General features: G+C 53.4%; 15 protein-coding genes. 6 read left to right on the forward strand and 9 right to left on the reverse strand.

Annotated features, from left to right (window positions below):
• The first annotated feature begins 265 nt into the window (after window positions 1-265).
• The gene (locus tag CX651_RS09700; RefSeq protein WP_101055838.1) at window positions 266-2,491 is read left to right on the forward strand and encodes an NADP-dependent isocitrate dehydrogenase; all 2,226 of its coding nucleotides are present in this window, start codon (window positions 266-268) and stop codon (window positions 2,489-2,491) included.
• A gap of 99 nt (window positions 2,492-2,590) precedes the next feature.
• Here the strand turns inward: CX651_RS09700 and cspD are convergent, their stop codons facing one another.
• Window positions 2,591-2,797, reverse strand: a complete 207-nt coding sequence (gene cspD, locus CX651_RS09705) for a cold shock domain-containing protein CspD (protein WP_025011178.1) — start codon at window positions 2,795-2,797, stop codon at window positions 2,591-2,593.
• Window positions 2,798-3,194: 397 nt separating this feature from the next.
• Here cspD and clpS point away from each other — a divergent pair, with 397 nt between their 5' ends.
• Together clpS and clpA are read left to right on the forward strand one after the other, a co-directional pair.
• A complete protein-coding gene (gene clpS, locus CX651_RS09710) occupies window positions 3,195-3,503 on the forward strand; it encodes an ATP-dependent Clp protease adapter ClpS (RefSeq protein WP_025011177.1) in 309 nt (102 codons plus the stop codon).
• A 34-nt stretch (window positions 3,504-3,537) separates the two neighbouring features.
• The gene (gene clpA / locus CX651_RS09715) at window positions 3,538-5,796 is read left to right on the forward strand and encodes an ATP-dependent Clp protease ATP-binding subunit ClpA (RefSeq protein ID WP_101055839.1); all 2,259 of its coding nucleotides are present in this window, start codon (window positions 3,538-3,540) and stop codon (window positions 5,794-5,796) included.
• A gap of 191 nt (window positions 5,797-5,987) precedes the next feature.
• On the opposite strand, the gene infA is transcribed toward clpA, so the two are convergent.
• From infA to aat, 3 genes are all read right to left on the reverse strand, one after another.
• The gene (infA, locus tag CX651_RS09720; RefSeq protein WP_005500725.1) at window positions 5,988-6,206 is read right to left on the reverse strand and encodes a translation initiation factor IF-1; all 219 of its coding nucleotides are present in this window, start codon (window positions 6,204-6,206) and stop codon (window positions 5,988-5,990) included.
• A gap of 80 nt (window positions 6,207-6,286) precedes the next feature.
• A complete protein-coding gene (locus CX651_RS09725) occupies window positions 6,287-6,997 on the reverse strand; it encodes an arginyltransferase (protein WP_101055840.1) in 711 nt (236 codons plus the stop codon).
• Window positions 6,987-7,697, reverse strand: coding sequence for a leucyl/phenylalanyl-tRNA--protein transferase (gene aat / locus CX651_RS09730; protein ID WP_101055841.1), 711 nt, complete (start codon window positions 7,695-7,697; stop codon window positions 6,987-6,989). Before aat ends, CX651_RS09725 begins: the two co-directional genes overlap by 11 nt.
• Window positions 7,698-7,750: 53 nt before the next feature.
• Here aat and CX651_RS09735 point away from each other — a divergent pair, with 53 nt between their 5' ends.
• Window positions 7,751-8,230, forward strand: coding sequence for an outer membrane lipoprotein (locus CX651_RS09735; protein ID WP_101055842.1), 480 nt, complete (start codon window positions 7,751-7,753; stop codon window positions 8,228-8,230).
• Between the two features lie 76 nt (window positions 8,231-8,306).
• On the opposite strand, the gene CX651_RS09740 is transcribed toward CX651_RS09735, so the two are convergent.
• Window positions 8,307-8,660: a hypothetical protein gene (locus CX651_RS09740; protein WP_101055851.1), complete on the reverse strand. Its 354-nt coding sequence runs from the start codon at window positions 8,658-8,660 to the stop codon at window positions 8,307-8,309.
• Window positions 8,661-8,897: 237 nt separating this feature from the next.
• Here CX651_RS09740 and CX651_RS09745 point away from each other — a divergent pair, with 237 nt between their 5' ends.
• Entirely contained in the window at window positions 8,898-9,650 is a 753-nt protein-coding gene (locus CX651_RS09745; RefSeq protein ID WP_101055843.1) for a Nif3-like dinuclear metal center hexameric protein, read from the forward strand.
• Between the two features lie 195 nt (window positions 9,651-9,845).
• On the opposite strand, the gene CX651_RS09750 is transcribed toward CX651_RS09745, so the two are convergent.
• The 4 genes from CX651_RS09750 to CX651_RS09765 are packed head-to-tail and all read right to left on the reverse strand — an operon-like array spanning window position 9,846 to window position 14,940.
• Complete coding sequence (locus tag CX651_RS09750; protein ID WP_025890142.1) at window positions 9,846-10,166, reverse strand: YdbL family protein; 321 nt, start codon at window positions 10,164-10,166, stop codon at window positions 9,846-9,848.
• Window positions 10,167-10,196: 30 nt separating this feature from the next.
• Window positions 10,197-10,370: a YnbE family lipoprotein gene (locus CX651_RS09755; RefSeq protein WP_224866993.1), complete on the reverse strand. Its 174-nt coding sequence runs from the start codon at window positions 10,368-10,370 to the stop codon at window positions 10,197-10,199.
• A 38-nt stretch (window positions 10,371-10,408) separates the two neighbouring features.
• A complete protein-coding gene (locus CX651_RS09760) occupies window positions 10,409-14,068 on the reverse strand; it encodes a YdbH domain-containing protein (RefSeq protein ID WP_101055844.1) in 3,660 nt (1,219 codons plus the stop codon).
• 23 nt (window positions 14,069-14,091) lie between these two features.
• Window positions 14,092-14,940 (reverse strand): D-hexose-6-phosphate mutarotase, encoded by an 849-nt coding sequence (locus CX651_RS09765; protein WP_101055845.1) that lies wholly within the window; start codon window positions 14,938-14,940, stop codon window positions 14,092-14,094.
• A gap of 205 nt (window positions 14,941-15,145) precedes the next feature.
• Here CX651_RS09765 and CX651_RS09770 point away from each other — a divergent pair, with 205 nt between their 5' ends.
• Entirely contained in the window at window positions 15,146-16,945 is a 1,800-nt protein-coding gene (locus tag CX651_RS09770; protein ID WP_101055846.1) for an acyl-CoA dehydrogenase C-terminal domain-containing protein, read from the forward strand.
• Window positions 16,946-17,035 lie beyond the last annotated feature (90 nt).

The following is a 17,035-nucleotide window of genomic DNA, read 5'->3' on the forward strand; positions in this document are numbered from 1 at the left end:
TAACACCTATGTCCTGCTTGGCGGCAGGGTGGGTTGGTGACTTTTATCCGAGTGTACCCGGCACTCGCCTATAGTGGCATTTGAATCTTGGCTGGAATGCTCTATGATGTTCGCCAAATTGTGATCTGCAACCAATTTTTACGCCCGTCAACCGGATCTATATCGACTGTGTACAACGGCGCTATCCTGGGCGGAAAGAGGCAAGGAAATTAAAGAATAACAACACTTATAACAACTCATTTTTATAAAAAGCGTAGGACTGAAAATGACTGATAAAACCCCCACTATCATCTATACGCAGACAGATGAAGCGCCGGCTCTGGCGACCTTATCTCTACTGCCTATCATCAAAACCTTTACCCAGGCAGCCGGCATCAATGTCGAAACCCGCGATATTTCTCTCTCCGGCCGTGTGATTGCCGCTTTTCCCGAGCGTCTGACCGAAGCGCAGCGTATCGGTGATCATCTGGCTGAGCTTGGCGAGCTGGCGACCCAGCCTGAAGCCAATATTATCAAACTGCCTAATATCAGTGCCTCCATTCCTCAGCTGCAGGCTTGTATCAAAGAACTGCAGGCCAAGGGCTATGATTTGCCCGACTATCCGGCGGAAGCCAAAACCGATGAAGAGCGGGAAATCAAGGCTCGTTATGACAAGATCAAAGGCAGCGCGGTAAACCCTGTACTGCGTGAAGGGAACTCAGATCGCCGCGCCCCGACTTCGGTCAAGAACTATGCCCGTAAGCACCCGCATTCAATGGGTGCCTGGAGCAAGGACTCCAAATCTCATGTGGCTCATATGCAACAAGGGGATTTCTACGGCAGCGAGCAGTCCGTCACCCTGAAAGATGCCGATACTGTCAACATAGTGCTGGAACAAAATGATGGCGGCCAACTGGTGCTCAAGCAGGGGCTTGAGTTGCTGGCCGGTGAAATCATAGATGCGGCCGTTATGAGCAAGCGTGAACTGACCGCCTTCTTCGAGCGCGAAATTGAAGCCGCTCGCCAGGAAGATGTGCTGTTGTCACTGCACCTGAAAGCCACCATGATGAAAGTGTCCGATCCTATTATGTTCGGCCATGCGGTGAAGGTGTTTTACAAAGATGTATTTGCCAAACACGGTGAAACCTTGCGTGAGCTGGGTGTGGACGTCAACAATGGTCTGGGCGATGTCTATGCCAAGATAGCCAAGTTGCCGGCCGAGCAGAAAGCGGCCATTGAAGCCGATATCGCCGCCGTCTACCAGAGCCGTCCTGAGCTGGCGATGGTTAACTCAGATAAGGGCATCACCAACCTTCATGTGCCAAGTGATGTGATTATTGATGCTTCCATGCCTGCTGCTATCCGCTCCAGCGGCCAGATGTGGGGCCCGGATGGCCAGTTGAAAGATACCAAGGCGCTAATCCCGGATCGTTGCTATGCCGGTGTATATCAGGAAACTATCGATTTCTGTAAGGAGCATGGCGCCTTCGACCCTGCAACCATGGGCAGTGTGCCAAACGTGGGACTGATGGCACAGAAGGCTGAAGAGTACGGTAGCCATGACAAGACCTTTGAAATCCCTGCGGCCGGTACGGTTAAAGTATTGGACAAGGCTGGCAACCTGCTTATGTCCCACGCCGTTGAAGCCGGTGATATCTGGCGCATGTGCCAGGTTAAAGACGCGCCTATCCGTGACTGGGTCAAGCTGGCCGTACGCCGCGCAAGGCTGAGCAACACCCCGGCGGTATTCTGGCTGGATGAAAATCGTGCCCACGATGCCCAAGTGATCGCCAAGGTGAATGCCTACCTGCCTGAGCATGATACCGATGGGCTTGAGCTGCACATCATGTCACCTGAAAAGGCGGCCCGTTTCTCCCTTGAACGTATTAAAGCCGGTAAAGATACAATTTCGGTAACAGGAAACGTGTTGCGCGACTATCTGACCGACTTGTTCCCTATTCTTGAGTTGGGTACCAGTGCCAAGATGCTGTCAATCGTCCCGCTGATGAACGGTGGTGGTCTGTTTGAAACGGGTGCCGGTGGCAGTGCGCCCAAGCATGTACAGCAGTTTGAAGAGGAAAACCACCTGCGTTGGGACTCCCTGGGCGAGTTCCTGGCATTGGGAGCCTCACTCGAGCACCTTAGCCAGACGACGGCCAATGCCAAGGCTCAGGTGATGGCTGATTGCCTGGATCAGGCGATAGGGCAGTTCCTGGATAACAACAAGTCACCATCCCGTAAGGTGGGGCAGCTGGATAACCGCGGCAGTCATTACTTCCTGGCACAGTACTGGGCCAGCGCGCTGGCCAAGCAGGACAAGGATGCCGAGCTGAAAGCTTATTTTGCACCTCTGGCCGAAGGCCTGGTGGCCGCTGAAGAGCAGATAGTGGCGGAACTCAATGGTGCTCAGGGGGCCGCCGTTGAACTGGGTGGCTACTATAAGCTGGATCCTGTTAAAGCCGAGCAGGCTATGCGCCCAAGTGCCAGCCTGAATCGCCTTCTGAGCGCTTGATACTGAAAGTTGAATGAGGGAACGCTCCCTCATTCAGTTGCCAAGCAGGCATTAAAAAGGCGGGGATGACCCCGCCTTTTTTCATCTCTGTTCACCCGGTTATTTAACTGGAGAGATAGCCGAGGCATGCATACCCTTCGGGCCCTTCTCAACTTGAAATTCAACAGGTTGGCCTGCTTTTAGAGTTCTGTAGCCTTCCATTTCAATGGTTGAATAGTGCGCAAAAACATCCTCACCACCTTCATCAGGGCAGATAAACCCGAATCCTTTGGCGTTGTTGAACCATTTAACAGTTCCGCTTGCCATACTTCCACTTCCTTCTATTGTCTGCTTCCCAGTAAGATAGTACAACTTTTGAGCACTTCAGCAGGTGCTCAGATAACAGAATGTAAGTAGTGTTGCTGGATGTCAAGTTGAAATTAACAAAAAAACAACATCGCATATGGTTTCGCTGGAACCTTAGTTTGCCACTGGGATCTTTTCTTTAATGGAAGTGTCTGGATATTTACTCGCTTTAATTATATTGAATCAATTTTAACCGATTGAAAAATAAGCATGAGTTAGAAACGCCTTAGACAAGCGCCGCCGCGCCAGAGTATAGTGTGACAAAGGGCAATACCGCCCTGGGCCCGCCAAGCGGTACTTTGAGACATGGCCGGGCATAGTGTTGGTAGAAGCCAAGTTGAGAGGCTAATATTGAATCATGGGTAAGACTGGACAGATAGAACGTGTGGAGGAAGGGGTTGAGCAGGAACTGCAACCACCTCCAATGTATAAAGTGATTCTGAACAACGATGACTATACCCCAATGGACTTTGTTGTGGAGGTACTGCAGCTGTTCTTTCGCAAGAATGAACAGGAAGCCACAGACATTATGTTGACCATACATCATCAGGGAAAAGCGGTTTGCGGCGTTTACCCGTTCGGGATAGCCGAAACCAAAGTGGTTCAGGTGAATCAGTTTGCAAGACAAAACCAACATCCGTTACTGTGTTCGTTAGAGGAAGCTTAACCAGCCTGTCTCTGTAGTTTTTTAGGGGGTGCGTATGCTGAACAAAGATCTTGAAGTGACCTTGAACCTGGCATTCCAACAAGCCAGAGATGCCCGTCACGAATATATGACGGTTGAGCACCTACTGCTGGCGCTGACCGATAACCCCGCCGCAAGGGATGCCTTGCTCGCCTGTGGCGCCAATATCGACCGCCTCAAAGAGGAGGTCGCCAACTTTATTACCCAGACCACACCCATTATCAGCGATCCCGATGATGAGCGTGAGACTCAGCCGACACTGGGTTTCCAGCGGGTGCTGCAACGGGCAGTGTTTCATGTGCAGTCGTCAGGCCGCAATGAGGTGACCGGCGCCAACGTATTGGTGGCCATTTTCAGCGAGCAAGAGTCCCAGGCGGTTTATCTGCTGCGCCGCTACGATATTACCCGTCTGGATGTGGTGAATTATATTTCCCACGGCTTTGCCAAGAACGATGAGGCCGATGCTCCGGGGTCGCAGGAAAGCTTGGAAGATCAATCCGAAGCCACAGAAGAGCGCAGCATGTTGGCTCAGTTTGCCAGTAATCTCAATGAGATGGCCAAGCAGGGCAAGATAGATCCGCTTATCGGCCGCGACAACGAAATCGAACGCTCGATTCAAATTCTTTGCCGTCGCCGCAAGAATAACCCACTGTTGGTGGGCGAGGCCGGCGTCGGAAAGACTGCCATTGCTGAAGGTTTGGCTTATCGGATAGTCAATGAGTCTGTGCCTGAGGTGATAAGCGAAGCGACCGTCTACTCTCTGGATCTCGGCGCGCTGTTGGCCGGCACCAAGTATCGCGGCGACTTCGAGAAACGCTTCAAGAGTCTGCTTAAAGAGCTGACAGCGGATCAGAATGCGATTCTGTTCATCGATGAAATTCACACCATTATCGGTGCAGGGGCGGCATCCGGTGGGGTAATGGATGCCTCCAACCTGCTCAAGCCCTTGCTCTCCAGCGGTAATCTGCGCTGTATGGGGTCCACTACTTTTCAGGAATATCAAAGTATTTTTGAGAAGGATAGGGCACTGGCGCGGCGCTTCCAGAAGGTGGACATCCACGAACCTTCAGTGGCTGAAACCACCAAGATACTTCAGGGGCTTAAGAGCCGTTATGAAGAACATCACGGGGTGCGTTACACTCACGCAGCCTTGGCCAGCGCCGCCAGCCTGTCGGATAAGCATATCAACGATAGGCACTTGCCGGACAAGGCCATAGATGTGATAGACGAAGCCGGCGCGCGGATGGCGATGATGCCACAGAGCAAGCGCAAGAAAACCGTGGGTCAGAGCGAGATTGAAACCATTATCGCCAAGATTGCCAGGATCCCGGAAAAAACAGTGACGTCCTCTGAGAAGGACTTACTGAAGAACCTGGAGCGCAACCTGAAGATGGTGGTGTTCGGCCAGGACAAGGCGATAGAGAGCCTCAGTGCGGCGATTCGGCTGGCTCGCAGCGGTCTTGGCAATGAAAACAAACCTGTGGGGAGCTTCCTGTTTGCCGGCCCCACCGGGGTAGGTAAGACAGAGGTGACCAACCAGTTGGCAGCATGCCTCGGGCTCAAGCTTATCCGCTTCGATATGTCCGAATATATGGAAAGCCATACTGTATCGCGTTTGATTGGCGCGCCTCCTGGTTATGTTGGTTACGATCAGGGCGGTTTGCTGACAGATGCCGTGATCAAGACGCCTCACTGTGTGGTGCTGCTCGATGAAATCGAGAAGGCGCATCCGGATATCTATAACCTGCTGCTGCAGGTAATGGATCACGGTACTTTGACCGATAACAATGGTCGCAAGGCGGATTTCCGTAATGTGACTTTGGTGATGACCACCAACGCCGGGGTACAGGAAACTGTGCGTAAGTCCATAGGCTTCAAACAACAGGATCACAGCTTGGATGCGATGTCGGAGATCAATAAGGTGTTCTCACCTGAGTTTCGCAACCGACTCGACTCCATCATCTGGTTCAACCATCTGGATATGACCATCATTGCCAAGGTGGTGGATAAGTTCCTGGTCGAGCTGCAGGCACAGTTGGATCAGAAAGGGGTGACGCTGGAAGTCAGTGATGAAGCCAGAACCTTGTTGGCCGAGAAGGGTTACGACAAGACCATGGGGGCCAGACCTATGGCCAGAGTGGTCAAGGATCTGCTGAAACGACCGCTGGCCGATGAAATCCTGTTTGGCAAACTTGAGTCCGGTGGCATCGCTCATGTGGATGTTAAAGATGGCGAACTGGAGATCAACACGGAAGCGCCGGAGAAGATCTCTTGATAAGCTGAATTGCAACAAAAAAATGGCTGCCAATGGCAGCCATTTTTATTCTGAATCCTGACCCTTATCCGACACATTGATGCCTGGATAGACAACGGCAGGCCAGGTGCGCCTGCTGCGCAGTGGGTCGCCCCCATGGGCTCACCAGCAAAAAAACCGGCACAGCCGGCTTTTGAGAAATAACTGGGATCTTAGCGTGAGCGGAAGACGATACGCCCTTTGCTCAAGTCGTATGGAGTCAGCTGCACAGTGACCTTGTCACCGGTCAGGATTCGGATGTAGTTTTTACGCATTTTACCGGAAATGTGAGCAGTCACAACGTGACCGTTTTCCAGTTCAACCCGAAACATTGTATTTGGCAAGGTTTCAAGGATAGTCCCTTGCATCTCAATGTTGTCTTCTTTCGCCATTAATCAGTTATCCCGTTAGCCTCGAATGTAAAAAACCGCCGTATCATGCCGCAAATTACAGCGGCTGTAAAGGGGAGGCCTCAGTGATTGTCGCTTTTCTGCCAGCCCTGAACGCCGAGGATCTCGTAGGGGCGGTAGAGTCGCTTATAACCCATTTTGTCGTGGTTATCTATTTGATATCCCAAATAGAGAAACGATTTCGACATTAATTTGCCCAGGCGGCATTGCAGCAGCACCAGCAAGATCCCGAGGGATCTATCGCTGTAGTCCGGGTCAAAGTAGCTGTAGATGGCTGATAGGCTCTGGGGCAGGAGATCGGTTACTGCCACGGCAACCAGTCGCTGACCATGCCAAAGTTCGATAAACACCGGACTGAGCCACTCACAGGCGAGAAAATGACGGTACTGTTCTTCGCTCGGAGGATACATGGGGCCGTCACTGTGGCGGGCACAGATATAACGCTCATAGAGAGGATAGTGAGCCGGGGTTTCCTCGGCCACAATCCGAAAGTGCAGGTCACGGTTTTTGGCCAGGGTGCGTTTTTGTCTTTTGGACAGGCGAAATTCATCCAGGGGAACTCTGATGGGTTGGCAAGCATTGCAATGGGGGCAACGGGGCTTGTAGATGGCGCTGCCACTGCGGCGAAACCCCAGTGCCAACAGGCGCTCAAACAGTGACAAGTCCAGCTCATCTTCCTGGATCACCAATAACTGCTCCTGTTGTCCGCTCAAATAACTGCAGGCGAAGGGTTGGCTGAGGCCTATGGCAATGGCATGGTTATCAGAGTTCAAGCTTGACCTCGTCGGTTTGCCAGCAATCCTTGGCGAGATTGCCGTCCCTGAACTGTCTCAAGAGTATGAGAAAATCTTTGCGCTTTAAACTCTTGGCTCCGAGGCTCTCAAGGTGTGGGTTCATCACTTGGGCATCGATAAGCCTGAAACCCTGCTTGAGAGCGTATTGATGCAGGGCGATAAAGGCCGCCTTGGAGGCATTGGTTTTGCGGTGGAACATGGACTCGCCACAAAACACCTGACCTATGGCAAGGCCATACAGGCCACCTATCAGGCGACCATTGTCCCAGACCTCGAAGGAGTGGGCATGACCCAAGTGGTGCAGTTCCTGGTAGGCCAGACGTATCTCTCCGGTTATCCAGGTGCCGGGCTGATCTTTTCGCGGCATGGCGCAGCCAGCCATCACATCGGCAAAGGCTCGGTCGATGCTGAAAGTCCAATCCTGCTTTTTCAGATACTTGCGTAGACTGCGAGAGATATTGATGCTGCCCGGAACAAAAACCGCGCGGGGATCCGGTGACCACCAGAGGATGGGATCTTGGCTATTAAACCAAGGGAAAATTCCCTCGTAGTAGGCGTTGAGTAGCCGCTTGGGATGCAGGTCGCCGCCGATGGCCAGCAGGCCATTGGGATCCGTCAGTGCCAGCTCAGGCGACGGGAAAGGATCCAACTCATGATTTAAGAAAGACAGTAGGTTCACAATTGCGTATGATTCTGCTTAGGGCCTTCTTATAAGTTAGCGGAAAAACAGCTATGTGGAAACTGATACTGAATGCAATGCTGCTGCTCTCATTATCCCTTGCAGCGGGAACCCAGCCCCTCTATGCCGGTTATGACAGAAACCAGGCACAACCGGTTGAAAAAGTGCTCTACGGCCAGGTGGAGTCGGTACGGAAAATCACCGAAAAACAGCTGATGGAAGACAGAAATCGCGGCTGGAAAACCTTTGGCGGTGCCTTGCTCGGTGGCGTGATTGGTCATCAGTTCGGCGGTGGCAGTGGTCAGGATGTGGCAACCGTTCTGGGCGCTCTGCTCGGTGCCGGCATTGGTCATCAATATGGTGGTGATGGTTATTATCGTGAACTTAAACTGGTGGAGTTGATGATACGCCAGGAAGATGAAACCCAGGTGATGATTATTCAGGATGAAGATCCCGGTATGACCTTTAAAGTAGGCGATGAAGTGCGGGTGGTTTATCTACAGGGCAGCGTCCGGGTCGACTTGGCTATGTGATTGATTGTGTGGGCTTAGAGCCAATAACAGACAAAACAAAGGCGCCGTCAGGCGCCTTTGTTTTGGATAGAGGCAATTAAAAACCGCGAGGCAACTTGTGATTACCGGCTGCCAGTTTTTCACGCCACAGCTCTTTGGGGGTCTTGCCCCCTTGGCTGCCGGATTTGGCAGGCGTTGCCGACTTGGTTTTTGCCTTGGTAGCTGGCTTTGCAGCAGGCTTGGCCGCCTTGGTTTTTTCCTGTTTGGCTTCAGCCTTCGCCGGTTTGGCGTTATCCGCCAACATCTGTTCCAGTTCAGCGAAACGAAGTGATTTACCGCCATCGATTTTGTACCAGCTGCCATTTTGCTCAATGGTCACTGCTTTGCCCTGTTGTTCACTGAGAGCTTGCTGCAGTGTGCTGATAACTTCTTCTTTGGTCAGTTTTGCCATAATCATAACCTGTTTATTTTTAGAGTTACTTGAAGGTTTGCGATAATTTTATAAGTCAAAGGTCGGCAATGTCCAATTTGCCGACCAAAAAGCAACAAACTTGTGTCCAAGGGCGCAGCTTTTGGTCGCTTTGGGGTCTGAAACCGACAATCTGGCTTAAGATTTGTGACCTCAATCCTTGGGCTTGCTGTGCTAGAATAGCGACATATATCTGCAACAGAATCGACAGGGAACCCTATGCAAAGAGAGGAACTCAGACAATATCTGCACGAGTTTTTACAACTGGACAAGTTTCGCGATTATGCCCCCAACGGTCTTCAGGTTGAAGGCAAGGCCGAAATTCGTAAGATAGTCACAGGTGTGACCGCTTGTCAGGCATTGATTGACCGGGCCGTTGAAGCCGGTGCCGATGCCCTATTGGTGCACCATGGTTTCTTCTGGAAAAATGAACCCGAAGTACTGACTGGAATGAAACAGCGCAGGATTAAGACCTTGCTGCTCAACGATATTAACCTGTTCGGCTATCACTTGCCGCTCGATGCCCATCCCATGCTTGGCAATAACGCCGAATTGGGCCGGGTGCTTGGGGTCATTGAGCCTGAGGCGGTAGAAACCGTTGCTCAAGGTTTGCTTTGGCAAGGGGGGCTTGACTCACCCATGACAGCCAAAGACTTGAGTGCCTTGCTTGAGCAGTGTTTGGGACAAGTCCCCCTGCATCTGGATGGTGGTGACAGAAGCATACAAAAGCTTGCCTGGTGTACAGGTGGTGCCCAGGATTATATCGATACCGCAGCGGCACTGGGGGTTGATGCTTTTATCAGTGGTGAAGTCTCTGAGCGCACCTTCCACAGCGCCGTGGAGCAGGGGATCCATTACTTCTCTGCCGGCCACCATGCTACAGAGAGGTTTGGCATCAAGGCACTGGGGGAACATTTGGCGCATGAGTTTGAGTTGGAGCATGAGTTTATTGATATTCCCAACCCTGTATGACAAGGCGGTATAGGATGGCAGTATTGTGTGGATTGCTTGCTGTGCATCACTGCCAGACGTATGTGAAGCTTACAGTCTGTTGAGAGAGACTTACCAAGGTTCAATTGAACGAAACTGGAAGCCAATCCAGTAAAAGAAAATGCCGTTCAAACTGATTGAACGGCATTAAACATCCGGTTGATGCTATCGGGTTTGTTATTTACGAACCCACTTGCCGGAAGCGTCCTGCACTATATGGCCTTTGTCGGCGGCAGCAATCGCCTTGGCGCCGGCGAGTTTGGCAACATCATCCACTGAAATCCCGTTTTGACGGGCGATTTTTTCATAGTGTGCCCGGCGTTTGGCATTGATATCCTTAACCAGTGCCGTCACCTCGGCGCTGGATTTGACCACGCCCAAATAGCCGTTTTGCTGTTCACCCACCAACCCTTGGCTCTTGGCGTCCTGCAAACCTATGGCAAAGACGCAGAAACTCATCAACAGGGCGGCAGTCAGGGTCATCAACTTGGTTTTCATCTGTGTTTTCCTTTCGCGAATTCTGGCACCTTAGAAGAGTTCATCATTGGTCAGCAGCTGATCCAACTCTTTATCGACCTTAATGCGAATTTCATGTTCGATTTTCACATTCAGGTTGATAACGATTGGCTTATCCGGTGGCTCAATCTTGACCGTTGGGGTACAAGCCGACGCCAGCAGCAAGGCTGCAGCCAGCGGCAGCAGAAATTTAGTCTGTTTCACATTCATGTCCTTTTGTGTCTTCACTGCATGGAAGCTTCAATTTGGGTTTGAAGCTTGTCACCTATGGTCAGACTCCTGAGGAGCTGCAGCATGTTCTCCTCATGAGAGTAGTTCAAGTGGATAGGGCGTTCAATCCCCTCGGCCTTACCTTTTACTTCAACCTTGAGCCAGGCCTCACCATCCGGTGCCATATCGTAAGTGCTGGCCAGGGTAGAATATTGCAAGTGTTCGAGGGTGGAAAAGGCAAAGTCCAGATAGGGCTGGCCGGCGCGCATTTGGGCTACAGCCGGATTATTGCCGATCTTGATAAGTCCGCCTGGGGCACGGGCCGCCAGGCGGCCACCTTTGACCGACACCTGGCCGCCGGTAATAAATACCGGCAAGACACCATCGAAAATACCGTCGGCGTAGATGCCTTCCTGAGGCTGGATGGCCAACAGTTCTTCCAGGCTCAGGCCCTGCAACACCAAATAGGCATTGGATGGCGCGTTGAGCCGCAAGCGGAAGCTGGGCAGTAGCATTTGTCCCTTGAGTAACTCGCCTTGGCCGCGCACCTGAATATCGGCATCCCGAAACCCGGGCAACAGCTTGGCTTGAGTGCTTTGGTTGTTGTCGAGTTCAGGGGTCAGGCTGAGCTGGCCTTCTAAACCCAGGTTGGTCAACAGCACTCCGGGGTTGAAGGCCTGTACCGAAGCCTTGAGCTGCTGACAGTTGAGTTCGGCCTCTGCCGGCGCCTTGGCTTCCTTGTCAAGGGTCAAACGGCACAATGCCGACAGGTTGGCGCCTTCAAATGGTAACTGACTGATACTGCCGGAGAGATCCGACAGCAGCGGGTTGAAATCCAGTTGCAATTGCAGCGCTCGCCCAAGCCCTTCGAGCTTGAGGTCGGCAATCATATGGGTTTCGCCCCTGAGTACCAACTCAGGAGGCAAGGGCAGGTTCTTGGCCGCCAGCGCCTTGATATCCGCGAGATCCGTATCCAGGGTCCAGCGACTGTTCAAGCGATAGCCAAGCGGATCTTTGGCCCGCTTGGGCCAGATGGGCATAAAGTCGTGGCGGCTGTGAAGCGGGATATTATCCAGTTGCCAGTTTTCTTCACTGATAAGACGGTTATCCTGCCAGTCAATGGTTTGGCTGAAGCTGCCATAGCCCAGATTGAGCAGGGTTTCGGTACGAGGTCCGAGCTTGGTATGCCGGGTTTGGCTTAAGTTGAGCCCATCGAAGGCCAGATTCAAACGACTGGCAAAACGCTCATCCAAGAGTTGGCTCAAGAGTGGCAAGTGCCGTTTTTGATTTAGGTTGGCATCCAGGGTTCGACTGAGCCCGGGGCTAAGGAGCGAGGTTTGGGCAATCGACAGTGCCAGTGGCCCGCTTTTAGCCTGCAATTCACCCAGCTGGCAGCTGATCGCGGGCAAAGACAGCTTAAGTTTGCCTTGGTTGAAGCTGCCACTGAGAGGGGCCAGCAGTGACAACTTAAAGCCCGAGAGTTGGATACTTTTATCCTCTATACCGGCTTGAATGGCGCCAGTGCTGAACCCGGGATTGGCCGCGAGGCTGAAGTCCAGTTGTTGCCCTTCGCTTGTCGACTCCAGTGCCAGCTTACCGCTAAGCGTCATTGATGCGCCCTTATTGAGTGAGGCGCCCTCATTGAGTTGCAATTCAGCAGCAGCCGACTGCCAGCGAAAACCGCTCGGCAGGGAGGCTTCAAGGCGCCAGTCTGTGCTTGCTTGTTCCAGTGGCAACTGCTCAAGGTTAAGTTGCAGCCCCTGAATGGCCTGTTGCAGCGCCAGTTCGAGTCGCTGCTCGGCCGACAAGGGCTTTGAGTTTTGTGAGCTTGAGCCTGATGAGCCAGAGTTTGGTGAGCCAGAGTTTGGTGAGCCAGAGCTTGATAAACCAGAGCTTGATAAACCAGAGCTTGATAAACCAGAGCCCGGTGAATTTAACCCTTGAGGTTTGGCGCTTTGCGGCAAAGAAACAGAAGTGTCTTGCTGCGCTCTTGCAGCCTTTGGCAGTTGCAATTGCAGGTTTTCAAGGGTCAGCAGCAAACTCGGCCGCTCGCCACTACTGAGCGCTGCCGGGTTCAGTTTCGCAGCACTTGGCCGATTAATTGGCGTACCGAACGACGCTTGTTGCTTCTCTGTCATCAGGGCGGGCAGTAACGGCCGCACTGTCATACTCGGCAGCGACACTCGCATGGATGTCTCATTGCCTTTTGTATCATTGTCCTTGGCGGGTTTGAGTTCGGCGTCGAGGCCCTGATCAAGCGCCAGCTCAATTGCGGCGATAAGGGGTTTTACTTGTTTTTTTTCAGTTGGCTCTTGCGCCAAGACTTGCTGCAGCTGCGCCAATTGCGATTCGAGTTCCGCGGCCTTGGTTGCTGATGTTTGTGCGGATGTTGCTGCGAGCAAGGCAAGCAGTGCTTGGCGCTGAGCCGGAGTGGTTGAAAGCGTGAGTCTCAGTGGCGCCAACTCAAAAATCTGCTCGCTGGTGGAGCCCGAAAAGCGAAAGCGCAACCCTGTGCCATCACTATCCTCAGCCTCAGCATTTGTACTGGCCTTGGCACTGGGATTGACTTTGAAACTGGCAGCAGCGCCGGAACTTGGGCACAGAGGGCTATCGGTCAATGAATTGTGTGCCTTAGCTTCCAGATGCAGCGGCGTTATCTTAAGCGCCACTTGCTCGAGTCCCGGCATGGCAATAGTCGGCGCCAACCAGCAATGGCGCGAGTCTATGTTGCCTTGGGTCAAATCCAGAGTCAGTTGTGAGAAGATATCTCCGCCAAGGCTCGGCATCAGCTCGGCATTCACTATTTCATCAAGTTTAAAGGCGCTGACAAGGGGCGCTGCGGCCGGGTCCTGCTCAACACTTGCCAGCGCCTGTTGCAGCGCTTTGAGATGCAGATGACTGGTCAATCGCCAGGCGGGGGCACCGTTGGCGAGTTTGGCTTTCAAATCGGCGGTTAATGCCAGCAGGGGCGTCTCTTGTCTTGTTTGAGTCTCTGGTTGCCCTCCTTGTAACCGGGTGGCCAGCTCAGTGACCAGTTGCCCGGAAGGGCTGAGCTGCAACTTTTGCAGCAGCAGAATAAAGCTTGGGGTTTTACCTGCCTTATCCAAGGTCAGCGACGTACTGGGTGTATAGGATACGCCCGCCTCGGGGTGCAGGCTTATTCGGGTCGGCCCCAGGGCTATTTCGGGCACAGAGTTCAAGTCCAGCGCCAGACTCTGACCGCCATCATCACCGCCGGGCAAGAGTAGCTCAGGCGTCAAACTAAAACTGGCGTCTTGATAGCTGACTTTTTGAAGTTGCGCCATCAACCAGTCGGTGGAGCCAGGGGGCGGCGTCGATGTTTCGCCTGTCAGCAATTGCCAAATCCGTTTTGCACTGACAGGCGATTTGAGCTGGAGCCTGAGTTGATGAAACTCAAGCTCGCTGCCCTGGTAATCAAGCTTGAGATAATCGAAGCTCAGTCTGTCCCAGCCTTCAGGCGCCAGGCGCAACTCGTCGATACGAATATCTTGTGCAGCCAGATATTGATTAATATGCGGCAGCAGCCACTGCGGCCTTTCATACAGGGACCAAGCCAGCCCCACCAGCAGGGCACCCGGAAGCAGCACCAGCAGAAGCAACAGGCCAACAGCCCATACCGTCAGGCGTTTCTTGCTTGGGAGTCGATACCTCATTGGTGTTTCCCGGCCTTGGCCGCTCACTCCTGCCAGCGGATTTCTGTGGTCAGAGTGTGGCTCTGTTTGGGGCCGAGCACCAGTTTATCTTCCAGCACATTGGCGGCCTCCAGGCAGACCATGGACAGGTAATCCTGCTCTTGGAAACGGGCCAGCCGCTTGGACTTGTCTATCCAGGGATTCCAAAGTACTGCCGAGTGGCTCTGCTCACGGCTGACAAGAATAGTGCCGTTGGGGGTATGCAGCTTTTGCAGCTCGGACAAGCCGGTGTAAACCCGGTCAGTTTCGCGCTCAAAGCGTACTTCGTCCTCGACTTGTGCATATGGGCCTTCGCCAAACTCGATATATTGGCTGCCGGCAAAGCCGGTGGCGCGCAGCTGGTGGATATCGCCGATGGGGAAATAAGTGTGCAGCGCCTGGGTCAGCGTCACGCTCTGCTCACCCAAGTTGCGGTTAATCAGGCTGACCCTGAGGCTGTCGCTGAGGACAAAGTCCAGCCGCACCTCGGTATCGTGGGGCCAGTAATCTTTGTCCTCGTCGCTGAGTTTAAGGACAAAGCTCAGCTCTACCCGTTCATTACTGATATGAGTTCGCTCAAGTTGCCACAGCCGGGTACGGGCAAAGCCATGCTGGGGCCAGCCCTCATTGGCATGCATGCCAAACCAGGGCCAGCAGACGGGAATACCGCCGCGAATACCACTGCCCGGCAGATAGTCATCGGCAGGAGAAACCCACAGCAGCGGCGCCTTGCCCTTGGGCACAAAGCTGTCTATCTGGGCACCCTGTAAAAAAATACGGCCGTAGCAGAGTGGGGTATCGATTTCGATATAGTCCAGACCATTGGGGTGTTTGCGGGTGTTGACGCTGGCCATGCAGGATTCCTTTAGCGGGCGAACAGGATAATGCCCCTAGCTTACAAAGTTTTACAGCCCGAGATAAGGGGCTGTTCAAGCGAATTTACGCAGAGCGCTGTTCTTGTATTCAAAAAAAGTGATATAAAACTGGTCAGAGGTGCTGAGTTTTTACTCAGAATTGGCTAAGGTGAGACATCAATCACAGGGAAAAGGAAATAAGCATATGGCAAGTTATCAGCCGCCGATGCGGGATTACCGCTTTATTCTTGAACAGTTACTGGATATTTATCAGCAGCCAAAGCTGCAGGGGTTCGATGAAATCGACCCTGAGTTGGTCAACGCCATTCTCGAAGGCATGGCCGATTTCAGCACTGGGGTGATGCTGCCGCTCAACAGTGTCGGCGATCTGCAGGGCTGTCGTCTGGAAGCAGACGGGGTGAAAACCGCCGAGGGCTTTATCGATGCCTACCGCCAGTATGTGGACAACGGCTGGCCAACGCTGACCTGTGATCCCGAGTTCGGCGGCCAGGGCCTGCCGGAAGTGGTGGGTATCTTTGCCACCGAAATGCAGACCTCCTCCAACATGGCCTTTGCCATGTATCCCGGGCTGACCCACGGTGCTTACAGTGCCATTTTTGCCCACGGCTCCGAGGCGCTCAAGGCCAAATATCTGCCCAAACTGGTGAGCGGCGAGTGGACCGGCACCATGAATCTGACCGAATCCCATGCCGGTACCGATCTGGCGCTGCTGCGCACCAAGGCCGAGCCCGGCACTGACGGCTGCTATCTTATCAGTGGTGAGAAAATCTTTATCTCCAGTGGCGATCACGATCTGGCCGAAAATATAGTGCACCTGGTCTTGGCCAGGTTGCCCGATGCCCCGGCCGGGGTGAAGGGGATCAGTTTGTTCGCCGTGCCCAAATACTGGGTCAAGGAAGATGGCAGCCTGGGCGAGGCCAACAATGTTAAGGCCAGCGGCCTCGAGCATAAGATGGGCATTCACGGCAATTCCACTTGTGTGATGCTGTTCGACGGCGCCAAAGGCGAGTTGGTGGGCGAACCCCATCAAGGACTCAGAGCCATGTTCACCATGATGAATCAGGCGCGCATGGGCGTTGGGGTTCAGGGGCTGGGCGTCTCTGAAATCGCTTACCAGAACGCGCTGGCCTATGCCAGAGAGCGGGTTCAGGGAAGGGCACTGTCCGGCACCAAGGCGCCGGAGCAAAATGCCGATCCTATTCTGGTGCACGGTGATGTGCGGCGGATGCTGTTGTCGCAAAAAGTCTTCAATGAGGGCGCCCGCGCCCTTATCGGTCAGCAGGCGCTGTGGCTCGATGAAGCCGAGCGGCATCAGGATGCCGAACAAAAGGCCAGAGCCAAGGCGTTGGCGGCGCTGTTTACTCCTGTGGTCAAGGGCTTTATCACAGATAGAGGCTTCAGCGCCTGTGTCGATGCCCAGCAGGTGTTTGGCGGCCATGGTTATATCCATGAGTGGGGGATGGAGCAGTTTGTCCGTGATGCCCGTATCGCGATGATTTATGAAGGTACCAATGGCGTGCAGGCGCTGGATCTGGTGGGGCGCAAGCTGATGGGTGACAAGGGCGCGGCGCTGAAACTCTGGGCCGCAGAGGTGGAGGCCTTTATCGAAGGCGCCAAACCCAAGGCCGCTCAAGAACCCAGGTTTGCCAAAGTGCTCGAAGGTTTGGGCCAGGCGGCAACGGATCTGCAGCGCGCTACCCAGAGCCTGATGGAGTTGGCGATGAAGAATCCTGACAACCTGGGCGCGGCCTCCATGCCTTATATGCAGCTGTTTGGCACAGCTGCGCTGGCGTGGATCTGGGCACGGATGGCCGAGCTGGCGCTCGATGGGCTGGCAGATGATGCCGATGGTTTCTATGCCGGCAAACTGGCCTCGGCGGGTTTCTTTATGGACTACTATGTCAGCAGCGCCAGTGGCTATCGGCGCCAAATCGCCGCGGCCAGTGAATCCATCATGGCCTTCGATGACAGTTACTTCGGTTAATTGCGGTAGCTTCAATACCAAAGGGTCGGTGCAACCGCAATGTAGATCAGATAAGGATCGGTTGACCGATCCTTCTGATGAGAGACAATC

Origin of the sequence: Shewanella chilikensis, assembly GCF_002836945.1 — a bacterium.
Taxonomy (GTDB): Bacteria; Pseudomonadota; Gammaproteobacteria; order Enterobacterales; family Shewanellaceae; genus Shewanella; species Shewanella chilikensis.